This window comes from Mesorhizobium sp. RSR380A (genome assembly GCF_054719385.1).
The window spans coordinates 4,339,172-4,360,118 of sequence record NZ_JBTTIB010000001.1 but is presented as its reverse complement, the minus strand read 5'-3'; the positions used below and the strand labels follow the sequence as shown (position 1 = coordinate 4,360,118).

At 63.0% G+C, this 20,947-nt stretch carries 22 protein-coding genes; 10 read left to right on the top strand and 12 right to left on the bottom strand.

What is annotated here, in order from left to right; genetic code table 11:
* Positions 1-35 precede the first annotated feature (35 nt).
* A complete protein-coding gene (locus ACYG9Z_RS20875; RefSeq protein WP_023752594.1) occupies positions 36-698 on the bottom strand; it encodes a tetratricopeptide repeat protein in 663 nt (220 codons plus the stop codon).
* A gap of 193 nt (positions 699-891) precedes the next feature.
* On the opposite strand from ACYG9Z_RS20875, the gene ACYG9Z_RS20870 reads away from it, so the two are divergent.
* Entirely contained in the window at positions 892-1,896 is a 1,005-nt protein-coding gene (locus ACYG9Z_RS20870; protein ID WP_023752593.1) for a polysaccharide deacetylase family protein, read from the top strand.
* 26 nt (positions 1,897-1,922) lie between these two features.
* On the opposite strand, the gene sbmA is transcribed toward ACYG9Z_RS20870, so the two are convergent.
* The 3 genes from sbmA to ACYG9Z_RS20855 form a co-directional block, all read right to left on the bottom strand.
* Positions 1,923-3,179 (bottom strand): peptide antibiotic transporter SbmA, encoded by a 1,257-nt coding sequence (sbmA, locus tag ACYG9Z_RS20865; protein ID WP_023668493.1) that lies wholly within the window; start codon positions 3,177-3,179, stop codon positions 1,923-1,925.
* A gap of 115 nt (positions 3,180-3,294) precedes the next feature.
* Positions 3,295-4,452: a YbfB/YjiJ family MFS transporter gene (locus tag ACYG9Z_RS20860; protein WP_023752592.1), complete on the bottom strand. Its 1,158-nt coding sequence runs from the start codon at positions 4,450-4,452 to the stop codon at positions 3,295-3,297.
* A gap of 83 nt (positions 4,453-4,535) precedes the next feature.
* Entirely contained in the window at positions 4,536-4,745 is a 210-nt protein-coding gene (locus ACYG9Z_RS20855; RefSeq protein WP_023732136.1) for a hypothetical protein, read from the bottom strand.
* Between the two features lie 106 nt (positions 4,746-4,851).
* On the opposite strand from ACYG9Z_RS20855, the gene ACYG9Z_RS20850 reads away from it, so the two are divergent.
* The 3 genes from ACYG9Z_RS20850 (at position 4,852) to ACYG9Z_RS20840 (ending at position 7,480) form a co-directional block, all read left to right on the top strand.
* A complete protein-coding gene (locus tag ACYG9Z_RS20850) occupies positions 4,852-5,766 on the top strand; it encodes a LysR substrate-binding domain-containing protein (RefSeq protein WP_023752591.1) in 915 nt (304 codons plus the stop codon).
* 85 nt (positions 5,767-5,851) lie between these two features.
* Positions 5,852-7,108, top strand: a complete 1,257-nt coding sequence (locus ACYG9Z_RS20845; protein ID WP_023684389.1) for an aminopeptidase — start codon at positions 5,852-5,854, stop codon at positions 7,106-7,108.
* 15 nt (positions 7,109-7,123) lie between these two features.
* Complete coding sequence (locus ACYG9Z_RS20840; RefSeq protein WP_023704867.1) at positions 7,124-7,480, top strand: DUF488 domain-containing protein; 357 nt, start codon at positions 7,124-7,126, stop codon at positions 7,478-7,480.
* Positions 7,481-7,618: 138 nt separating this feature from the next.
* Here ACYG9Z_RS20840 and ACYG9Z_RS20835 read toward each other — a convergent pair whose 3' ends face one another.
* Positions 7,619-7,966: an ArsC family reductase gene (locus ACYG9Z_RS20835; protein WP_023687095.1), complete on the bottom strand. Its 348-nt coding sequence runs from the start codon at positions 7,964-7,966 to the stop codon at positions 7,619-7,621.
* 165 nt (positions 7,967-8,131) lie between these two features.
* Between ACYG9Z_RS20835 and ACYG9Z_RS20830 the strand changes: the two genes are divergently transcribed.
* Positions 8,132-8,488, top strand: coding sequence for an ArsR/SmtB family transcription factor (locus ACYG9Z_RS20830; protein ID WP_023684392.1), 357 nt, complete (start codon positions 8,132-8,134; stop codon positions 8,486-8,488).
* On the top strand, positions 8,485-8,964 hold the full coding sequence (locus ACYG9Z_RS20825; protein WP_023668501.1) for an SRPBCC family protein: 480 nt from the start codon (positions 8,485-8,487) through the stop codon (positions 8,962-8,964). The genes ACYG9Z_RS20830 and ACYG9Z_RS20825 overlap by 4 nt, the downstream gene beginning before the upstream one ends.
* A gap of 89 nt (positions 8,965-9,053) precedes the next feature.
* On the opposite strand, the gene ACYG9Z_RS20820 is transcribed toward ACYG9Z_RS20825, so the two are convergent.
* Positions 9,054-9,407 carry a nuclear transport factor 2 family protein gene (locus ACYG9Z_RS20820; protein WP_023684393.1) on the bottom strand — a complete coding sequence of 118 codons (354 nt, stop codon included), beginning with the start codon at positions 9,405-9,407 and terminating at the stop codon, positions 9,054-9,056.
* 186 nt (positions 9,408-9,593) lie between these two features.
* On the opposite strand from ACYG9Z_RS20820, the gene ACYG9Z_RS20815 reads away from it, so the two are divergent.
* Complete coding sequence (locus tag ACYG9Z_RS20815) at positions 9,594-10,298, top strand: SOS response-associated peptidase (protein WP_023684394.1); 705 nt, start codon at positions 9,594-9,596, stop codon at positions 10,296-10,298.
* 440 nt (positions 10,299-10,738) lie between these two features.
* On the opposite strand, the gene ACYG9Z_RS20810 is transcribed toward ACYG9Z_RS20815, so the two are convergent.
* The 6 genes from ACYG9Z_RS20810 to ACYG9Z_RS20785 all read right to left on the bottom strand — a co-directional run bounded on the left by ACYG9Z_RS20810 (position 10,739) and on the right by ACYG9Z_RS20785 (position 16,906).
* Complete coding sequence (locus ACYG9Z_RS20810; protein ID WP_023684395.1) at positions 10,739-11,824, bottom strand: ABC transporter ATP-binding protein; 1,086 nt, start codon at positions 11,822-11,824, stop codon at positions 10,739-10,741.
* Complete coding sequence (locus ACYG9Z_RS20805; RefSeq protein ID WP_023684396.1) at positions 11,814-12,413, bottom strand: helix-turn-helix domain-containing protein; 600 nt, start codon at positions 12,411-12,413, stop codon at positions 11,814-11,816. Before ACYG9Z_RS20805 ends, ACYG9Z_RS20810 begins: the two co-directional genes overlap by 11 nt.
* A 281-nt stretch (positions 12,414-12,694) precedes the next feature.
* Positions 12,695-13,801 carry an ABC transporter substrate-binding protein gene (locus tag ACYG9Z_RS20800; RefSeq protein ID WP_023668506.1) on the bottom strand — a complete coding sequence of 369 codons (1,107 nt, stop codon included), beginning with the start codon at positions 13,799-13,801 and terminating at the stop codon, positions 12,695-12,697.
* 25 nt (positions 13,802-13,826) lie between these two features.
* Positions 13,827-14,654: an ABC transporter permease gene (locus tag ACYG9Z_RS20795; RefSeq protein ID WP_460222843.1), complete on the bottom strand. Its 828-nt coding sequence runs from the start codon at positions 14,652-14,654 to the stop codon at positions 13,827-13,829.
* Complete coding sequence (locus ACYG9Z_RS20790) at positions 14,651-15,532, bottom strand: ABC transporter permease (RefSeq protein WP_023735599.1); 882 nt, start codon at positions 15,530-15,532, stop codon at positions 14,651-14,653. Before ACYG9Z_RS20790 ends, ACYG9Z_RS20795 begins: the two co-directional genes overlap by 4 nt.
* 96 nt (positions 15,533-15,628) lie before the next feature.
* Positions 15,629-16,906, bottom strand: coding sequence for an NAD(P)/FAD-dependent oxidoreductase (locus tag ACYG9Z_RS20785; RefSeq protein ID WP_023747935.1), 1,278 nt, complete (start codon positions 16,904-16,906; stop codon positions 15,629-15,631).
* A gap of 176 nt (positions 16,907-17,082) precedes the next feature.
* On the opposite strand from ACYG9Z_RS20785, the gene ACYG9Z_RS20780 reads away from it, so the two are divergent.
* The 3 genes from ACYG9Z_RS20780 (at position 17,083) to ACYG9Z_RS20770 (ending at position 20,947) form a co-directional block, all read left to right on the top strand.
* A complete protein-coding gene (locus tag ACYG9Z_RS20780) occupies positions 17,083-18,240 on the top strand; it encodes a fumarylacetoacetate hydrolase family protein (RefSeq protein WP_023747936.1) in 1,158 nt (385 codons plus the stop codon).
* Between the two features lie 137 nt (positions 18,241-18,377).
* Complete coding sequence (locus ACYG9Z_RS20775; RefSeq protein ID WP_050586869.1) at positions 18,378-19,922, top strand: sugar ABC transporter ATP-binding protein; 1,545 nt, start codon at positions 18,378-18,380, stop codon at positions 19,920-19,922.
* On the top strand, positions 19,919-20,947 hold the full coding sequence (locus ACYG9Z_RS20770; protein ID WP_198020728.1) for an ABC transporter permease: 1,029 nt from the start codon (positions 19,919-19,921) through the stop codon (positions 20,945-20,947). Before ACYG9Z_RS20775 ends, ACYG9Z_RS20770 begins: the two co-directional genes overlap by 4 nt.

The following is a 20,947-nucleotide window of genomic DNA, read 5'->3' as shown; positions in this document are numbered from 1 at the left end:
CGCCCAAAACCGCAGCGCATTTTGGGCGATGCGTATCATGACGCGCCCGAGCCGCGGATCAATTCCGACATCAGCGTCGCCCGCTGGCGCGCGTTGCGCGGGGCGCCGTCATCGGCGGCGATCTGGTCGAACAGCTTCAGCGCATCCTGGGTCTTGCCTTCCTTCCAGGCGGCAAGGCCGAGCGCTTCGCGCGCCGTGTGGCGCAGCGTGTTGTTGTCGGCGGTCAGCGCCTCGACGCGGCTGGAGACATCGGCGAAGGAGCCGTGATCGACGAGCAGCAGGGCTGCCCGCAGGCGCGCCATGTCGCGAATGCCCTGCGGAATGGCGGTGTCGGCGGCGACGCCATCGAAATCCGTAACGGCGGCGGCAAAGTCGCCCTTGTCGGCCTTGACGGTTGCCGCGCGCATACCGGCGAGCAGTGGATAGGCGCCGTAGCCATCCTTTTCCAGCTGTTCGAGCGCTGTCAGCGCCTCGTCGTTCTTGCCGTCATTGGCAAGCTTCAGCGCCTGCGAGAAGGCATCGCCCGAGCGGTTGGCGCGGGTCTCGTCCCAATAGCGGTAGCCGACGAAGGCCGCGGTGCCGAGCACCACCAGGATAGCAAGACCAAGCAGCGCCGGACCGAAACGATCCCACAGCGCCTGCGCCTTTTCGCGGCGCATCTCGTCGTTGACTTCGCGGATAAAACTGTCGTCGGACATCAATCAAAACCATTGCTGCCCCAACAGGGGCGCTTCTTGAGCCCGCGTTTTAGCGAAATTTCGCGGGCATGGAAGGGGCTCGGCAGGAAAATCGGCTAATCGCCAGGCGCATAGCTGCCGACGTTGATCGCACCCACGCCACATTTTGCCGATAGCCGGCTTGGACTGCCTCCAGATCAAGCCCAGATTGCCGATGCCACGTTTGTCCCGCGTTGTTGCGTTTTCCTCAGCCGTGTTTGCCATGGCTGGTGCGGCTTTCGCCGACCCGCCGGCGGCGCCATCCCCGGCAAAGCCGAAGCAGATCGTCATCATCTCGTTCGACAGCGCCCGTGAGATATCGCAATGGCAGCGCAGCCGGGCGCTAGCCAAGCGCACCGGCGCGCATTTTACCTACTTCCTTTCCTGCGTGTTCCTGCTGTCGCAGCAGACACGCGCCGAATACACCGCGCCGGCCAGGTCCGCGGGCAAATCCAACATCGGCTTTGCCGTCTCGAAGCAGGAAGTCGCGGACCGACTCGACCAGATCGGGCTTGCCGCTGCGGAGGGCCATGACATTGCCAGCCATGGCTGCGGCCATTTCGACGGCAAGGACTGGAGCAAGGCCGACTGGCTGAAGGAATTCGCCTCGTTCGGGCGCATTCTGGAGAACGCCTATACGATCAACGGCATTGCGCCCGAGCCCGCAGGCTGGCGCGCTATTGCCCATGCCGTGGTCGGCTTTCGCGCGCCCTATCTGTCGACCAGCAAAGGGCTCTACGAGGCCCTGCCTGAAGCCGGCTACCACTATGACGCCAGCGGCGTCTCGAACGGCCCGGTCGAGCCGCCGACCGGCGGCGGCTTGACCCGCTTTTCGCTGCCACAGATCCCGGAAGGCCCGAGTTCAAGGCCGGTGATCGCCATGGACTACAATCTCTATGTCAGGCATTCCGGCGGTTTCGAGCGGCCGAGCCAGGCAGCCGAGTTCAGCGATCGGACCTACCAGGCGTTCCGCGCCGCCTTCGACAAGCAATATCAGGGCAAGCGCATCCCGCTGGTGCTGAGCTTCCATTTCACGCTGATGAATGACGGCGCCTACTGGAACGCGCTGGAGCGCTTTGCCGACGAGACGTGCGTGAAAGCCGACGTCGAATGCATCAGTTTTCGCGATTATGTGCAGCGGCAACGTGGTAGCGAGAGGCAGGCGGCGGTGGGCGGCTGAGCCGCCAACCGTCTGTGCAAATAGGATCAAGCCGGGTCGGGTTCCTTTGCCTGGCGCGCGAGGAAACGACGATCGATATCGGGAAGCGGCTCGCCGTGGATAATTGCCTCGAAGGCACGCAGGCGCTTGTAAATGGACAGAAGCTCGACAATCGTTGTCCACGCATTGACGAGATATTGGAACGAGGAGCGCACTTGCCCGAAGGCATCGAGAATTCGGTTCAATAGACCCAAACTGATTTTGGCGGCCACCATCGTTGGGACCAATACTATATAAGGGAATATATTATCTATCTGAAGATAAAATATGCGAGCCACATTGAAATACATGTAGTGGAAGTAAAGCCTAAAGTAATTTCGCCGCACATTGTTAAATAGTTCGGCGACAGTGGGCGGCCGAGCACGATTCGGATCATCTTCACCATAAACAAGTTCTTTTCGATAGGCAGCCTCGACGCGCTGGTTACGGAATTCGAGGCCTGGCAACTTGATGCCGACGAGCGCCAAGAAAGTAGTCCCAAAAATCGACCAAACAATCGCTACCACCACTAGGGAGTAAGGGACCTCTCCGACGATTGGCAATTCAGTTACATTTTTCGACAGAACGAGGAGAACGGGCAAGAATGCGATCAGCGTCATTACCGAGCGGACCAAATTCACACCGAGTGCTTCCATCGTCGTGGAAAAGCGCATGGTGTCGTCCTGGACACGCTGCGACGCTCCTTCGATAGTGCGAAGCCTGTCCCAATAGAACATGTAGTATTCATTCATCGCCGTGCGCCAGCGGAAGATCCAATGGCTCACAAAAAATAGGTTAAGGACACCCACGGCAACGGCCAATCCAGCGACCCAGGAGATGGTCAGCAGTTGGCTGTAGAAATCCCACGGCGTTGTCGAATACGCCTTGCCGAGCGCCCGCTGTATGAGATCGTAGAACGGTCCGTACCAAGCGTTAAAGGCTACATCCACTTGAACCTGGAAATAGATCACGAAGAGAATGAGCGCGGACCCAAGTATCGACCAGTTCTGCCAAGGATGGGGTGAATACCACCTCCAAAAGCCAGCGAAAAGCGCTACGCCTGTGCCGTAGTATAGGTAGAACCAGACGAACGGGTCAGACCAAAAGACTTCAACGCCAACGGGCGTGTCGGCTGCCACCGGAGCAAGCCCAATCAGGGTACCCAGCTCTTGGCCGCCGAAAAACCAAATTATGATGAGCAAAAGGCTCCAGACGGCGGCCGAGGTGAAAAACAGCTTCGGCTGCGGGAAGAAGGATACGAACACTGTGGTGAAATCCTCGGTCGATGCGCAAATCAGCGGGGTTCAGCGGGCATAAAGTCACACATTAGGTGGAAAGCAAATGCCCGTGCCCGATGCCCGGCATCGAGCAAGACCACAATCATGGCGATTTTGGCGCGGCCGACCAGGTGTTCCCAGCAGATACCAGCAATACGCCAGCAGCGACGATCGAGGCGAGGAAGAAGTTGCCCGAGGCTTGCGCCAGCAGGCCGGCGACGACAGGGCCGACGATCTGGCCGATGCCGAAGGCGGCGGTCATCATGGCGAAGATCCGGCGCGGCGCCTGCGGCACGAGCTGCCTGGCGGTCTGCAGGCCGAGTGCTGTAACGGCGATGAAGGTGCCGCCGAGCAGGACGCCCGCGAGCAACGGGCCGGCGGCGCCGCCCATGGCGACGCTGGCGGTGACGCCGACCACTTCGACCAGGCAGCCCAAGGCATAGGCGGCATAAAGCCCGATCCGTGCCGCTACCTTCTGCCACAGCCACACCGAGGGGAAGCCGGCAAGGCCGGTGACCATCCAGACGGTCGCCTCGAAGACGCGGCCGCCGCCGCCCTGGCGCACGATGGCAACGAGGAACGTCGCCGTCACCACGTAGCCGAAGCCGAACAGGCCGTAGGCAACGATAACTTTTATCAGCGACCGGTCCTTGGGCAGCGCCGGTTCGCGCCCGGCCAGGCCGGTAGCGGGCGCGGTGCCGCCGGCAAGCCAGGCGACAAGCGCAAGGCCGCCGGCGGAAATCGCCGCCGACCACAGCCAGCCCGACGCCCAGCCGGCATGTTCGGTGACCAGAACCGCCATCAGCGCCGAGGATGCCGCGATGCCGAGACCGACGCCGCCGAAATGCAGCGCCTGCAGGTCGCTTCTGTTGGCGGCTGCCAAATGACCAAAGACGATCGAGGCCATGAACACCATGACGAAGGCACTGGCCAGGCCGGCAAGGAAGCGGATGACGACAAAGGCGGTCATCGTCTCGCTCAGCCCCATCAGGCCGGCGAGCGCAGCACTTGCGGCAAGGCCGCCAAACATCAGCAGCCGCTCGCGCCCATGCGCCCAGCCGCCGGCCGCCGCAAGCGCGCCGGCGAGGTAGCCGAGATAGTTGGCCGAAGCGATCCAGCCGGCATCGGCCGGCGACAGATGCAGTTCCTCCATCATGCCGGGCAGGATCGGGGTGTAGACGAAGCGGCCAATGCCCATGGCAACGGCCATGGCGATCATGCCGGCTACGGCTAGACGCAAGGGTGATGGCGCAGCGTTCATTGCAGCGCACAATAGATTTGGCGGCCGCCGAAACAATCCGCTTTGTGTTGGGCCAGTAGGCTCGCGACTAATGTCTAAGAATCTCAACCACAGCCGATTGCGCCGGTCTCGTAGGCGGTGCGGCGCGCCGTCAGCCGGAACGGCATGTCGCCAAGCTCGCGCTCAGACATGGTGTCGAACACCGGATGCGACAGGGGATCGATCACCCAATTGACGGCGTCGCCGGCATGGCGCGGGCCTTGCCGCGCGCCAACAGCCGCAAAGATCTTGAGCAATGATAAGATCGTCACCATCCTTGCCTCCTCGGCCCACTCGCCGGTCTGACTGTCCCGCTAAAATCTGCTCTATTCCGCCGTCTTTCAATTGAGATTTCGGCCGCGCCGGTTTAGAAAAACTGGAATGGCTATGCTGAACCGCGTCCATCTCAACGGCCTGCGCGCCGTCGAAACCGTCGCCCGCCTCGGCTCGCTGGCGGCCGCTGCCGGCGAGCTCAACGTCTCCGTCAGCGCCGTCAGCCAGCAGATCAACCGCACCGAAAAGCAGCTTGGACAGGCGCTGTTCGAACGAACGGCGAGCGGGCTGGTGCTGACCGAGTTCGGCACGGTTTTTTCCGCCCGGCTGGGCGCCGGTTTTCGCGAGCTGGCGCAGGCGGTGGCGCTGGCCGACGAGGCAAGCCAGTGCACGCTGGTGGTTTCGGTGGCGCCGGCCTTCGCCTCGAAATGGCTGCTGCCGCGATTGTCGCGGCATTTCGACCGCCATCCCAACGTGCTGCTGCGCATCGACGCCTCGGTGCGGCTCGCCGATCTCGAGCGTTCCGACATCGACATCGCCATCCGGCTCGGCGACGGCAAATGGCCGGGCGGCCGGGCGGAACTTTTGTTGGCGCAGGAGGTCTTTCCGGTCTGTGCGCCGGTGATCGCCAAAAAGCTGACGTCGATCGAAGACCTCGCACAGACCTGCGCCATCACCGACGAGCGGGCGATGGTCAACTGGGAGAGCTGGTTCAAGGCCGCCGGAGCCGAGCCGGTCACCTTCCGCAAAGGCGCGCGCTTCACCGACCCGATGCTGTGCCTGGAATCGGCGATCGCCGGCCATGGCGTCATGCTCGGCTGGCAATTGCTGGCCGCCGATGCGCTGGCCGACGGCCGCCTCGTCGCGCCTTTCGGCGTGCGGGCGCAGAGCGGCCTCGGCTACTGGCTGGTGACCTCGGCGACCAAGACCGAAAGCCGCAAGGTGCGCGATTTCAAGATCTGGATCCGCGAGGAAATCGCGGCGACCGTGGCGCAGTTCAGCGCGCTGGAAAGCGCTGCCTAGGGCTGTCCGTCGCGACGGTGCTGGAAAGGACAGCCGCGCCGGCCTATGTTGGAACTCTCACTCCCGGACCAAGGCAGGCAGGATCATGACCACACATTCGCGCGGCGTTTCCGCAACGATCGACCCGGTGAAGCTCGACAGGCTGGCGGAAGTCGCCATCAAGGTCGGGCTGCAATTGCAGCCGGGGCAGGATCTGGTGCTGACCTCGTCGATCGCCGCACTGCCGCTGACCAGGCGCATCGTTGAGCACGCTTATAAAGCGGGCGCCGGCCTGGTGACGCCGATCTTCAACGATGACGAGATCACGCTGGCGCGCTTCCGCTACGGCGCGGATGCCGGCTTCGACCGCGCCGCCGGCTGGATGTATGAAGGCATGGCGAAGGCCTTTTCCAACAATGCGGCGCGGCTTGCCGTGCGCGGCGAGGACCCGTCGCTGTTGTCGGCGCAGGACCCGGCGAAAGTGGCGCGCGCCAACAAGGCGAACTCGATGGCCTACCAGCCGGCGCTGGAAAAGATCACCGGCTTCGACATCAACTGGAACATCGTCGCCTACCCGGATCTCGCCTGGGCAAAACAGGTCTTCCCCGGCGATGCCGACGATGTCGCCGTGGTGAAGCTCGCCGATGCGATCTTTTCGGCATCACGGGTCGATGTGGAAGACCCGATCGCAAACTGGACGGCGCACAATGCAGCGCTGCGCGGCCGCACAAAGTGGCTGAACGAGCACAATTTCCATGATCTGCATTTCAGCGGCCCGGGCACCGACCTCACCGTCGGGCTGGCCGATGGCCATGAATGGATGGGCGGCGCCTCGACTGCCAAGAACGGCGTCACCTGCAATCCGAACATCCCGACCGAGGAGGTCTTCACCACGCCGCATGCACGGCGCGTCTCCGGCCGTGTATCCTCGACCAAGCCGCTGTCCTACCAGGGCACGCTGATCGACGATATCTCGGTGCGTTTCGAAGAGGGCAGGATCGTCGAGGCCAAGGCTTCGAAGGGCGAGGACGTGCTGAAGAAAGTGCTCGACACCGACGAGGGTTCGCGCCGGCTCGGCGAGGTGGCGCTGGTGCCGCATTCCTCGCCGATCTCGGCCAGCGGCCTGCTGTTCTTCAACACGCTGTTCGACGAGAACGCCGCCTGCCACATCGCGCTCGGGCAGTGCTATTCAAAATGCTTCGTCGACGGCGCCTCGCTCACCCAGGACGAAATCGCCCAGCGCGGCGGCAACAAGAGTTTTATCCACATCGACTGGATGATCGGCTCCGACAAGATCGACATAGACGGCGTGCACAAGGATGGCCGCAAGGTGCCGGTGATGCGCAAGGGTGAGTGGGCGTAAGCTCGCGGAGGGCGGATGGCCTTCGACCTGACGGTCAAGCGAATTTACGAAGCACCCGCGCCCGATGATGGGCAGCGGGTGCTGGTTGATCGCATCTGGCCGCGCGGCATCAGCAAGGAGGATGCCGCGCTGACGCTGTGGCTGAAGGAGATCGCGCCGAGCGATGAATTGCGGAGGTGGTTCGGACATGAGCCGGCGCGATGGGCGGAGTTTCAGGTGCGGTATTCGGTCGAGCTGGATGGGAATAGAGAAGCGGTGGCGAAACTGCGTGGCTTGCTCGGCAAGGCCAAGGTGACGCTGCTTTATGGCGCACATGACGAGGCGCATAATAATGCGGTGGCGTTGGCGGGGTATTTGCGCTGGACGGGTTGAGAGACAGCGAACCGCTGCATACGCCGCAAGCGAAAGCCTTCACAATTAGCGATCGCCCTCCACGCGTTCGTCATCCTCGTGTCTGCGCTGCGTCGCTTCGCTCCTTGCTACGCCATAGGCTGACGAGGCAGGGCTACGCTACTTCACCACCCCTTCATAAGCCTCCGGCTTGAACCCCACCAAAATCTCATCCCCGACCTCGAGCACCGGGCGCTTGATCATCGTCGGGTTGGCCAGCATCAGCTTCCTGGCCTTCTTCTCGTCGAGCCCTTGCTTGTGCTTGTCGGGCAGTTCGCGGAAGGTCGTGCTGCCCTTGTTGAGCAGCTTTTCCCAGCCAACCTTGCCGATCCATCCATCCAGTCTGCCCACCTCTATCCCCTCGGCCCGGTAGTCGTGAAAACGGTAAGGCACATCGTGGCCCTCCAGCCAGGTGCGCGCCTTCCTGATCGTGTCGCAGGTGGTGATGCCGTACATGGTGATCGTCAAAACGCACTTCCCTTGGGCTGGTGGTCGAATCCGCCGGACAGCCTAAAACCGTCCTTCCCGCTTTGCCAGCACCCCGGTCACATCAGCCCATTTTTAGGGCTTGCCAATACTAAGGAATTTTCCTAAGTATCTTTCTATACCCGTCGACGGACCTCAGGATCGCCCATGCCAAGCCTCCACGCCCCAACTACAAGTCTCCCGCCGATCGACGGCATCTTCCGCGCGCTGGCTGACCCGACGCGGCGGCGCGTGGTCGAGCGGTTGAACCGCAGTCCGGCCTCGGTCAGCGAGTTGGCGCAGCCTTTCGAGATGGCGCTGCCTTCCTTCATCGAGCATCTGAAAGTGCTGGAAGGCTGCGGTCTGGTGCGATCGGAAAAAATCGGCCGCACCAGGACCTATCAGCTGGCGCCCGAACCGCTGCAGCTCGCCGAAAACTGGCTGGCCGAACAGCGCACGCTGTGGGAGCGCCGACTCAATCAATTCGACGCCTATGTGATGAGCCTCAAGGAGCAAGAAAAGTGAGCTATCCCTTCAAGCCCGACCCCAGACTGGACCTTGTGCTGGAGCGCAAGCTCGACGCGCCGCGCGAACTCTTGTGGAGCGCGATGACGGTGCCGGAGCATGTCAAGCAATGGTTCACGCCCAAGCCCTGGCTGATCACCGATTGCGAGATCGACCTTCGTCCGGGCGGACTGTTCCGGACGCGCATGCAATCGCCCGACGGCAAGGAGGTCAACGACCGCCATTGCTGCTATCTCGAGATCGTGCCGAACGAGCGGCTGGTGTGGACCGATGCGCTGCTGCCGGGCTATCGGCCCTCCGGCGAGCCCTTCATCACCGCAGTCATTTCGCTTCAGTCGGATGACAAGGGCACGCGCTACACGGCAACGGCCATCCATCGCGACGAGGCTACCCGCAACAATCATGAAGAGATGGGGTTCTTCGACGGCTGGGGCACGGTGGCCGATCAGTTGGCGCAGTATGTGAAGACCATTTGAGCTTTTCCCACTGCGGCCAGGACTTTGTCCCGGCCGCCTGGTTTTTGGGTCGTGCAGCGAAGTGCGCCGGAACCCTACGGCACCCGGGCTCAGTAGTAGAAGCGCTCTTCGGTGATCTTGCCGTTCTTGACCGTGTACAGGCCAACCTCGTCCATGGTGACCCGTTCGCCGGTCGCCTTGGGCGTTATGTCGAACTTGAAGCGCACCGCGAACTGGTCGCCGTTGACATAGGGGCCTTCGACAGAGCCGCCATGGACTTCGTGGTTCTCTTGCCACCATTCGCCCTTTTGCCTGAGAGCCTCCTTGCCACGGGCGATGGCCATCGGCCCCTCCATGGCTTCGAGGCTGACGATATCATCGGCATTGTACTTTTCACCAGCACCCAGGTGATCCCCCTGCTGGAGCATTTCAGTGAAATCCTTGGCAACATCCGCGATGGTCATGTGTGTTCCTCCTGTTCAGACTGGTTTGAAGTAGGGAAGCGCTTGCCGGCCCGCCACCTTTACCCGCACGACAGCTGACAAGGTGTGTCAGGACGATGATATAGCGCGGCTGTGTGACGACGATTGCGGCGGCGTCGGACAGCGACTTCGGTTGCAGACAAAAGCCAATTCCGCAATGCTGGGTGCATGTGCAACCTCTACAACATCACGACGACGCAAGAGGCGGTCCGCCAATGGACCCGCACATTGCGCGATATCAGCGGCAACCTCGAACCTTCGCTTGATGTCTATCCCAATCAACCTGGGCTTGTCGTTCGCAACAGGACGGATGGGGAGCGTGAACTGGCGAAACTGCTTTGGGGGTTGCCAACGCCGCCCGAGCGCATGAAAGGTAAGGCCGACTACGGCACCACCAACGTTCGCAATCCGCAATATTCGCACTGGCAGCAATATGTGGGCGTCGAGCACAGATGTGTCGTGCCGGTGACCAGCTTTGCCGAGCCCAGCCCTGCGGCGAACGATAAAGACCCGGAAACAGGAATCCAGCGAAATTACTGGTTTGCCCGTGGCGAGAGCCGGCCGCTGTTCTTCTTCGCTGGTTTCTGGACGTCTTGGCAGGGCGTGCGAAAGGTCAAGGACGGTCCCGGCGACTTCGAGCTATACGCCTTCATGACCACCAAGCCTAATGCTCTCATTGCGCCGATACATGAGAAGGCTATGCCCGTGATCCTCACCACGCCGGAGGAAACCGAGGCTTGGCTGACGGCGCCATGGTCGGAAGCACGGCGTTTGCAGCGGACGGCGCCCAACGACGCGTTGGTGATCGTTGAGAAGCCAGCCACACAGATCAAGTTCCCACCACAGGCCCCGGCCCAAGGGTCTCTGTTTTAGCCCGAAATCGGCTCTCCTCAATCGTCGTCTCGCCAGATTACCCGGCGAACCATGCGGATTTCGACAAGACGTCTGACGCGAATTTTAAGGCGTTCAGCAGCGCTTGGCAGAATGATGCCTGCATCGAGCTCACGACCTTTGCAGCGCTCGCACCGCATGTGCCGCTCCACATCCCAAAAGGGGATATCACCAACCAGCTTTGCGAGATCGCCAGGCAGATAGTGTCGAGTGATGTTGCAGTTCCGACATCGAACACGAATTAGCTGCCCGACTTCATGCGCCAAGCAGAGGGTTTGCACATTTCGGCGCGGTCGGGTGCTTAGTTCGGGCATCCCGCAAAGTAGGAATATGTTCCTTTGCGAGTCAATTCACACTTAATTCCACCTTGGCGATCTTCACAGCAGGTTAAATCCAACCGTCGATGAAGGGATTGGGTTGGATCAGCTTCGCAGCATAGGGCAGTTGGCACCACGGCGCAGGCTGATATGCGCCACGTCGCCGACGCTGAATTGAAAGCCCTCGGCCTGGCGCGGCGCATCGATCACCACCGGCAATCCCTGCCCCAGCTCAGCATGCAGCCGCAGCGTGCGGCCGTGGAAGACGATGGAGTTGACGCGCGCCGGCGCGGTGCCGGCGGCGGCATCGGTGGTGGCCAGCAAGTCCTCGGGGCGAACGCCGATGGTGCGCTCAGTGCCTTCGCCGGGTGTGTCGCCGGTTTCAGATGTTGCTTCCAGCGAAAGCCCGCCAGCGGCGAAGCGCAGGCGGTCGCCGTCGCGGCCGATGAAGCGCGATTGCAAGAGGTTCATGGTGCCGATGAAGCTTGCGACGAATTTCGTCGCCGGCCGGTCGTAAAGCGTAGCCGGCGGCGCGATCTGCTCGATGCGGCCCTTGTTCATGACGACGATGCGGTCGGAGATCGACAGCGCTTCGGTCTGGTCGTGGGTGACCATGACGAAGGTGGTGCCGAGCCGCGACTGCAGCCGCTTCAGTTCGACCTGCATCTGTTCGCGCAGATGCGCATCGAGCGCCGACAGCGGTTCATCGAGCAACAGAACGCGCGGCTCGCAGACTATGGCTCGGGCGAGCGCGACGCGCTGGCGCTGGCCACCCGACAGTTCGGAAACGCGGGCGCCGAGCTTGTCGGCGAGGCCGACCATGTCGAGGGCTTCGCGGACGCGCTTTGCCTGCTCGGCGCCGGACAGTTTGCGCAGCGACAGGCCGAAGCCGACATTCTCGGCGACGTTCATATGCGGGAACAGCGCATAATCCTGGAACACGGTGTTGACGGGACGGTCGAACGGCCTGAGCGCGGTGATGTCGCGACCATCGAGCAGCACCTTGCCGCTCGACGGGCTCTCGAAACCGGCAATGACGCGCAGGCTGGTGGTCTTGCCGCAGCCCGAGGGCCCGAGCAGGGTGATGAACTCGCCGCTGATAATGTCGAGATCGACGGCGTCGAGCCCGACAATGCCGCCGGGGAAAACCTTCGAGACCGTGTCCAGGCGTACCAGCGCATCAGGCGCCATCGCGAACCTCGGACGGCTTGGTGGTGTTGACCCAGAGGATCTGGCAAGGCTCGGTGCCGGGATTGCGGAAGGCGTGCAGAAGCGTGCTCTTGAAGGCAAAGGAGTCGCCGCTCTTCAGCACGTATTTTGTCGAGTCCACCACCAGTTCGACCTCGCCCGACAGGACATAGCCGAACTCGTGACCGATATGCGCATAGGCTTCCGCCGTGCCGCCATCGGCTTCCACGGTCACCAAGAGGCCGGTCAGCGCCGCGCCCGGCGGCGACAGCAGCGCCTTGGCGATGCCTTCCGACTTGACCGGGAGCTGCCGCCTTTTGTCGGCGCGCACGCAATAGAGATCGTTGGCGGCTTCGTTGCCGTCGGTGATCAGCGCCGAAGGCTCGATGTCGAGCGCGGCCGCAAGCGGCCAGATCACCTTGACGCGCAGCGAAGACAGGCCGCGCTCGATCTGGCTCAGCGCACCGATGGAGACGCCGGCTTTTGCTGCCAGCTCGGCCAACGACAAATTGCGCTCCAGCCGCAGCGCCCGCACGCGCCGGCCGACGCGAATGTCGGCGTCGGCCTTTGGTTTCGCTTCAAGCATGTCCATCAGTTGGTCCTTGTTGCAGTCTTTGGCGCGGCGGCAAGACCCGCGGGCTTCAGGAGATTAGTCACAATTACCTGCCGTCGGCGCTGCCCCTCATTGTCCTGCCGGACATTTCTCCCCGTATAGTGACGGGGAGAAAGCGGCTGGTCGCAAACTCGGCGCCATTTCTGCAACGTTTGCGATTTGCGAAATCGCTGGTGACAGCGCCCCTCTCCCCGTCACTATACGGGGAGAGGATGCCGGCAGGCAGGTGAGGGGCAGCGCAACCGTCGGCGATGGATCCCTCAGCCGCCCGCCTTCACTTTCTCGAACATCTTCGCCACATCGTCGTTCTGCTTCATCGGTCCGGTGAAGATGGTGGTCTTCAGCATCACCTCCGGGTCCGCCGGCAATTGCAGCTTGTCCAGTTCGTCCTTCGCCACGCCGGCGAAGGCGGTGCTCAGCGAGCTGCCATAGCCGTAGGCCTGGATCAGGTACTTACCCGAGTCGGCGTCGAGCCGGCTGTTGATGAAGTCATAGGCGAGGTCGACGTTTTTGGCGTCCTTGAGCATGACGAAGCCGCAGGCCCAGGTCAGCATGCCCTCCTTCGGCTTCATGAACTCGACCGGCACGCCCTGCTTCTTCAGCGAGGTTGCCGACGCGTTCCAGGTCATGGCGGCGACCAGCTGGCCGCTGGCCAGCGCCTGTTCGACCGAGGTCATGTCGGTGGTGTAGTTGGAGAGCAGCGGACGCTGCTCGCGCAATTTTTCCGCCACCTTGTCCATCTGCTCCGGCGTCATATCGAAGGGGTTTACGCCGGCCAGAAGTGCTGCAACGATCGGCGTGTCATGCACGGCATCGATGGTCGCCATGCGGCCGGCATATTGCTTGTCCCACAGAAGGTTCCAGCTCGCTTCCGGGTTCTTCACCAGATCGGTGCGGTAGAGGATCGAGGTGTTGCCCCAATCCCACGGCACCATCCAGACCTTGCCGTCGCCGGCCTGGATGTCGGGCAGGTTCTTGAACACCGGGAAGATCGAATCCCAGTTCTTGATGCGCTTGGTATCGATCGGCTGCAGCAGGCCTTCCTTGTTCCAGCGCGCCACCTTGTCGTAGCAGGGATGGGCGATATCGGGGCGGAAGCCGGCCTTGACCTTGGTGAAGGCATCGTCGTCGTCGCCGAAGATCGAGGCCTCGACGCCATCGGGATGGGCCGTCAGGAAGCTCTTGTTGAAGTCTGGCAGTTCATAGCCGGACCAAGTGAAATATTGCAGCTTGTCGGCGGCGAAGGCGACAGTCGACGACAGGACGATTGCAAGCGCGGCAAGCCCGGTGCGGGCTGTCTTTGCAGTGATCGATTTCGGGCCAGTGATCGATTTCAGCCCAGTAATTGATTTCGGGTCGAATGCCATTTCGGTTCTCCTCTTTTGTTATGGTTCAGGCTGGACTGGTGGGCGCCGTCCGACGGGCTGTGCTCAGCCCGCGATGGCGCAGGATTTCGGCGATGCCGGCGATGATGACGGACACAGCAAGGATAGCTGTCCCCAGCGCCATCACGGTCGGCAGCGAGCGAGGAAAACGCAGTTGGCTCCAGATGTAGAGCGGCAGCGTCGGCTCGGTGCCGGCGAGGAAGAAAACGACGATGAACTCGTCGAAGGAAATCAGGAACGCCAGCATGAAGGCCGAGACGATGGCCGGCAGCGAGAGCGGCAACATCACCCGCCGGAAGGTCGTCCAGTCGGAAGCGCCGAGATCGAGTGCGGCCTCGCGAATGCTTTTCGGAATTGCGGCAAACCGGCTGCGCATGATCACCACGGTGGTCGGCAGCGCCACCAGTATGTGGCCGAGAACGATGGCGATGCGCGACGGGCCGAGGCCGATGAGATTGACGAGGATCAGCAACGATATGCCGACGATGACGCCGGGGATCAGGATCGGCAGCCTGGAGATGGCGCTGATGGTGGCGGCGAGCGGCGAACGACCGTAGAGGTCCATATAGGAGACGGTGATGCCGCAGAGCGTGGCGCCGGCGGCGGCCACGACGCCAATGACGAGACTGTTCAAAAGCGCGCCGGACAGCGCCGGATTGCCATAGAGCGTGGCATACCATTCGAGCGTGAAGCCCTGCAGCGGAAACGCGGCCTGGATGGAGTTGTTGAAGGAAAACAGCGGGATCAACAGCACCGGCAGATAGAGGAAGACGAGATAGGCAAGCACATAGACGCCGAGCCAGCCGCGGCCATCATCTCTCCGCGCCGCGCTCATGTGCGGCTGCCGAATTTGCGGTCGGCGCCGCGTGCGACCAGCACCACGCAGAGGATGACCAGCATCACGCAGACTGAAAGTGCCGCCCCGAACGGCCAGTCATTGGCCTTGCCGAACTGCGACTGGATCAATGTGCCGATCATGGTGCTGGCGGGACCGCCGACCATGGCCGGGGTGACATAGTCGCCGACCGTCGGCACAAAGACGACGAGGGCGGCCGCCAGAACGCCCGGCATCGAATTGGGCAAGACGACGCGGCGAAACGCCGTGAACGGTCTGGCGCCGAGATCGGAGGCGGCTTCGAGCAGTGATTTCGGGATGGTGTCCAGCGCCACATAGATCGGCAGGATGGCGAAGGGCGCATAGGCATGCGCCAGCGTGACGACCACCGCCGCCGGCGTGTTGAGGAAGGCCAGCGTCGGCTCCGACCAGATGCCGCTTTCGATCAGCGCCGAGTTCAAGACGCCGTTGTAGGCGAGCACGATCTTCCAGGCGAAGACGCGCAGGAGATAGCTGGTCCAGAACGGCAGGGTCACCAGAAACAAAAGCAGGCTGCGGCGGCGGCCGGCATGGAAAGCGAGATAGTAGGCGACGGGATAGGCGGTGACGACGGTCGCCAGCGTCACCAGGCCGGCGATCACCAGCGAGCGCAGCGTCACCGTCCAGTAGAGCGGATCGGAGACCACGGTGATGAAGTTGCCTGCCGTGAAGCCGGCGCCGAGCAGCGAACCGTCATTGCCGCGAAGTGAGAGGAAGAGCACAAGGCCAAGGGCAAACAGGATCAGGAACAAGGTGACCAGCCCGCCCGGCAGCAACATGGCGAAGCGGAAGCCTCGGGACGACCCTGCCGGCGCTTCTGTTGCAACGATGCTCGACATCGGACTGCTCAACGGAAATATGAAATCGGCTTAGCTTTTTTCATATTTGTGAAACTGTCAAGCTGAATCCACGAGGCCTAGGCGACCGGCACCCAATCAGCGCTCGAAGGCGTCGAGCATCCGGTACCAGGCGATGGTCGCGGCGACGCCGACCTGGCGGAAGGCGTGGAACGGGATCGGCCGGACCGGCGACAGCGGGAACGGCAATTGATTGACATCGCCGCCCGCGAGGTAGCCCGCCATGCGTTTTCCCAGCGCGGTCATCAGGCCGACGCCCCTGCCCTGGCAACCAACCACGGCGAGCAGGCCCTTTTCCGGCTCATGGATGTGCGGCAGGTGATCCGGTGTCATCGCCACGCGGCCGAACCAGCGCTTCTCGATGACGACATCGGAGAGCGCCGGATAGAGCCGCACCAGCGCGTGCTGCAGATGCGCCCAGTCGGCCTCGCTCCTCGGCCGCGCCATGCGGCCGCGGCCGCCAAGCACCAGATGGCCGTCGGCTGTTTTGCGGTAGTAGACGAGAATGCGCCTGGAGTCGGACACCGCCTGCCCTTCCGGCAGGATCGTCGCCGCAAGGTTGGATGACAGCGGCGCGGTCGCGACCTGGAAGGAATGCAGCGGCACGATCGTTTCCGCGAGGCCCGGAAGCAGTCCATCGGTATAGGCGTTCGTCGCCAGGACAACCGCTTTCGCCCGCACCTCGGCGCCGCTTTCGGTTGAGACACGCCAAAGGCCGGCCTCCTTGCGGAGTTTCACCACCTTCTGCCGCTCGGCAATGCTGGCGCCGGCGGCGGCGGCGATGCGCGCCAGTTCCACTGTATAGGCGAGCGGATCGATGATGCCGGCGCGGCGGTCGAGCCAGCCGCCGAGATAGCCTTGCGCGCCGGTCATATCGGCGATCTCGCTTTCATTCAGAAGCCGGACATCGGCGCCACGCGCCCGCCATTGACCATCCCTGTTCGCCGCCGCTTTCAATGCGGTTTCGGTATGCGCGGCCTGGATCCAGCCCTTGCGGGTGAGCGGCACCGCCAGCTTTTCGTCGCGGATGAGATCGAACACCGTATCCGCCGCCGAGGCGGCGAAATCGACCAGCGCCTGGCCACGCTCGGGGCCGAAATGCTCGAGCAGCCATTCGGGATCATATTTCAGGCCGGGAATGACCTGGCCGCCATTGAGGCCCGAGGCGCCCTGGCCGATCTCGCCAGCCTCCAGCACCTGTACACCGAGACCGAGCCGGGCTGCGTGCAAGGCGGTCGACAGGCCCATGAAGCCGCCGCCGACGATGGCAACGTCGACCGGCGCAGTGACGAGCAACTGGAAGGCGGATGCGGTCTGCGGCTTCTGCCAGATCGGTACGGAAAACGGTGCGGGCAAGGCTTCACCTGGAGTATGCGGAAAATGAAAATTCTAGTGCCAGTTTCATTTTTTTGAAAGAGCGGGCCTCATGTCAGAACCGACAATTGCCTGCGCCACGGGATAGACCTTTGGCGTGAATCCGGTGAAAGTGCAGCGGCCCAGCTGCCATCTCGATCATCAAAGGACCGTAAGCCATGACGAACCCAACGCAGCTTCCCGCCGACGGGCTCTTCATCGGCCGAGCCAGGGCAAGCGATGCCTCGCATCCGCTGGTGGTCACCGTGCGCGACGGCATCGTTTTCGACGTCACCTCGACCACCGCACCCACAGTGCGCGACATCTGCGAGATGGCCGATCCGGCCGGACACGTGCGCTCTGCCAAGGGCGAACCGATCGGCTCGCTCGACGCGATCGCCGCCAACAGTTTTCAGGCCACCCGCGATCCGGCAAAACCCTATCTGCTCTCGCCTGTCGACCTGCAGGCGGTGAAGGCGTCGGGCGTGACCTTCGTGGTCAGCCTGCTCGAACGCGTCATCGAGGAGCAGGCGCGCGGCTCGGCGGAAAAGGCCGACGCCATCCGCGCCGACATTGCCGGGCTGATCGGCCACGATCTGTCGAAGCTGAAGCCCGGCTCGCCTGAGGCGATGGAGATCAAGGCCAAGCTCATCCAGCGCGGCGCCTGGTCGCAATATCTGGAAGTCGGCATCGGCCCCGACGCCGAGATCTTCACCAAATGCCAGCCGATGGCGTCCGTCGGCTTCGGCGCCGATGTCGGGCTGCATCCTGTCTCCACCTGGAACAACCCCGAGCCGGAGATCGCCATGATCGCCGCCAGCACCGGCAAGATCGTCGGCGCGACCATCGGCAACGACGTCAATCTGCGCGACGTCGAGGGACGCTCGGCGCTGCTGCTCGGCAAGGCCAAGGACAACAATGCCTCGGCCTCGCTTGGGCCCTTCATCCGGTTGTTCGACGCAAGCTTTTCCATCGACGATGTCAAGCGCGCCACGGTGGGGCTGAAGGTCGAGGGCGAGGACGGGTTTTCGCTGGAGGGCGCGAGCTCGATGGCCGAGATCAGCCGTTCGCCCGAAGAGCTGGTCGCGGCCGCCATGGGGCCGCACCACCAGTATCCCGACGGCTTGGCGCTTTATCTCGGCACCATGTTCGTGCCGTCGAAGGATCGCGGCGAGAAGGGCAAGGGATTCACCCACAAGATCGGCGACATCGTCACCATCTCGTCGGAGAAATTCGGCGCGCTGGTGAACCGCGTGCTTCTGTCGCCCGATTGCCCGCACTGGACCTACGGCGCCAGCCATCTCATGCGGGACCTCGCCAAGGCCGACCTGATCTGATTTCGGAGCAGCGGGACGAACGGATAGCCGATAAACGTTCGTATCCGGTCCCTGTAAGCCGTTTGTTAGCGGAATCCGGGTGACTGTATCGGAAATTCGCTCCAGGATCGGGGCGCGGTCTGTGGGGGCCGAATCGCATGCTCGGTTTGCCGATGATATCGGTGCGCAATCTCGCCATGCGTTATGGCGGCGTTGTCGCGCTCAGGGATATGAACCTGTCTGTCGGACAGGGGACCATCCATGCTGTCGTCGGTGAAAGCGGCGCCGGAAAGTCGACGCTGGTGAAGGTGCTTGCCGGCGTGCTCCGGCCCAACAGCGGCACCATCCGCGTCGGCGACCAGATCGTCACCGTCGACAGCCCGATCGCTGCACGCAAGCACAGCTTCGGCGTCGTCCACCAGGGGCTCGGCCTGTTTGCCGACCGCTCGGTGCTGGCCAATCTGTTCGTCAATCGCGAGCCGTTGCGCAATGGCTTCGTCTCCAGGCGCGAGATGGAGGCACGCAGCCGCACCTTGCTTCGGCAACTCAAGCTCGACGTCGATGTCCACGCTCCTGTGGGACAACTCGGCATGGGCGAACGGCAATATGTCGAACTCGGCCGCGCAATTCTGGAAGGCCCGAGGCTGCTGATCCTCGATGAACCGAATTCTGCGCTCGACCGGCGCCAGACCGAGCACCTGTTCACCGTACTAAGTGACCTCAAGGCCAAGGGCACGAGCGTGCTCTATGTCTCGCACCGGCTGGAGGATGTGTTTGCGATCGCAGACCAGGTCACCGTGATGCGCAACGGCCGTGACGTGCTGACAAGTGGGCGCTCGGCGTTGAGCGAAGCCGATGTGATCGACGCCATGATCGGCCAGCAGCGCGGCAGCCTGTTCCCGCCTGCACTGCCGGCCAATGCCAGCACGATAAGGCCGCGGATCACGGTGGAGGGTCTGAGCGGCGGCCGGATTTCCGGCGTCAGCTTCACCGCCCGCTCCGGCGAGATCCTCGGCTTGGCCGGGCTTGAGGGGTCAGGCGTTGAACACCTGTTCGAGATGCTGTTTGGCCTGCGCAAGGCGCAAAGCGGCAGGGTGCGGCTCCCCGACGGCTACGGCTTGCCTGGAAATCCGACCGAAGCGGCGCGGCGCGGCATCGGCCTGGTGCCGGCCAACCGCCTGTGCAACGGCCTGATGCCCGACCGGTCGCTGGCCTTCAACATAGGCAACATCGCTACCGGCGCCCGCAACTGGGGGTCGCGCCGCTACTCGCCCAAGGCCGCGATCGCCGCCGCCGCAAGGCAGATCGATGCGCTGCGCATCAAGGGCCTGCCGGACGCGCCGGTGAATTCGCTGCTGGCCGGCGATCAGCAGAAGATCGTAATCGCCAAATGGCTGGAGACGGCGCCGCAAGTGCTGCTCCTAGACAATCCGGCTGGCGGTATCGAGGCGGCTGCCAAGCGCAAGATCTATGCGCTGATCCGGCAGATGGCGGCCAATGGCTGTATCGTTTTGCTGCGTTCGGTCGAGCCGTCCGAACTGACCAACCTCAGCAACCGCGTCCTTGTCTTCCACCGCGGCCGGGTCGCCGGCGAGCTGTCCGGCGCCGAGATGAAGCGAAGGACAGTGCTGCAACTGACCACCACCGGCGAGATGCCGGAGGCGGAGCGGCCGAAAAAGAAACTCGTGGGAGCCATGGCATGACACGATTGGATCCCATGCTACAGCTTGCCGGTTCGGCTGCCCACCCGAAGCGCAGCCTTCGCCTGCCCGTCGAACTCAGGCCGCTCATCGGGCTCGTTGTCCTGGTGGCGATTACAGGCTTTGCCCGGCCGGATTTCCTCGATGAGGCCAATGTGCTGTCGTTGCTGGAAACCGCTGCGTATCCCGGCATGCTGGCGATCGGCATGGTGTTCGTGCTCGCACTCCGCGAGATCGACCTTTCCGTCGGCTGGATATTCCATCTCGCGGCCCTTCTCACCGCATTCCTTCTGGCCGCCGGCATCGACCCGTGGCTTGCCGCCCTTGCCGGCGTGCTGCTCGGCGCCGGGCTCGGCCTCGTCAACGGCCTGCTGGTGGTGGCGCTGCGACTGCCGGCCATCGTCGTTACGCTGGGCACCTTTGCAATGTTCCGGGGCCTGGCGGCGGTGGCCGTCAAGATGCAAGCGACAGCTCCGGCCAGCCCAGGCGGCGACTTCTTTGAGATCGTTCACGGCAAGCTGTTCGGCCTTGTGCCGACGGCTGTCTTTGTCTTCGTCGCAATGGCGGTGGTGATGCACCTCGTGCTTCACCGCAGCCGCTTCGGCTACCGGATCCAGGCCGTCGGCAGCAATCCGCAGGCGGCGCTCTATGCCGGCATCCCGACAGGTGCTGTGCGGCTGCAGACGCTGGTGCTGATGGGCATCGTCTCGGGGCTGGCGGGCGCGCTGTGGCTTGGCTCTCCCGTTACCGACGTCGACCAAGGCGGCGGTTTCGTGCTGATGGCGATTGCCGCGGCGATCATCGGCGGCACCTCGCTTTCCGGCGGGCGCGGCACCGTCTTCGGTGCGGTGATCGGCATGCTGATCGTCCAGGTCATCTTGAGCGGCGTGACCCTGTTCGGCATCGACGCCGCATGGAGCCCCTTCGTGATCGGCGCGGTGATGGTGCTGGCGCTCGCGCTCGACCGGCTGGACAAGATGCTGCGCATCCGCCAGGCCGAGCGCTTTCAGGAAAATCCGCGCGCCTGA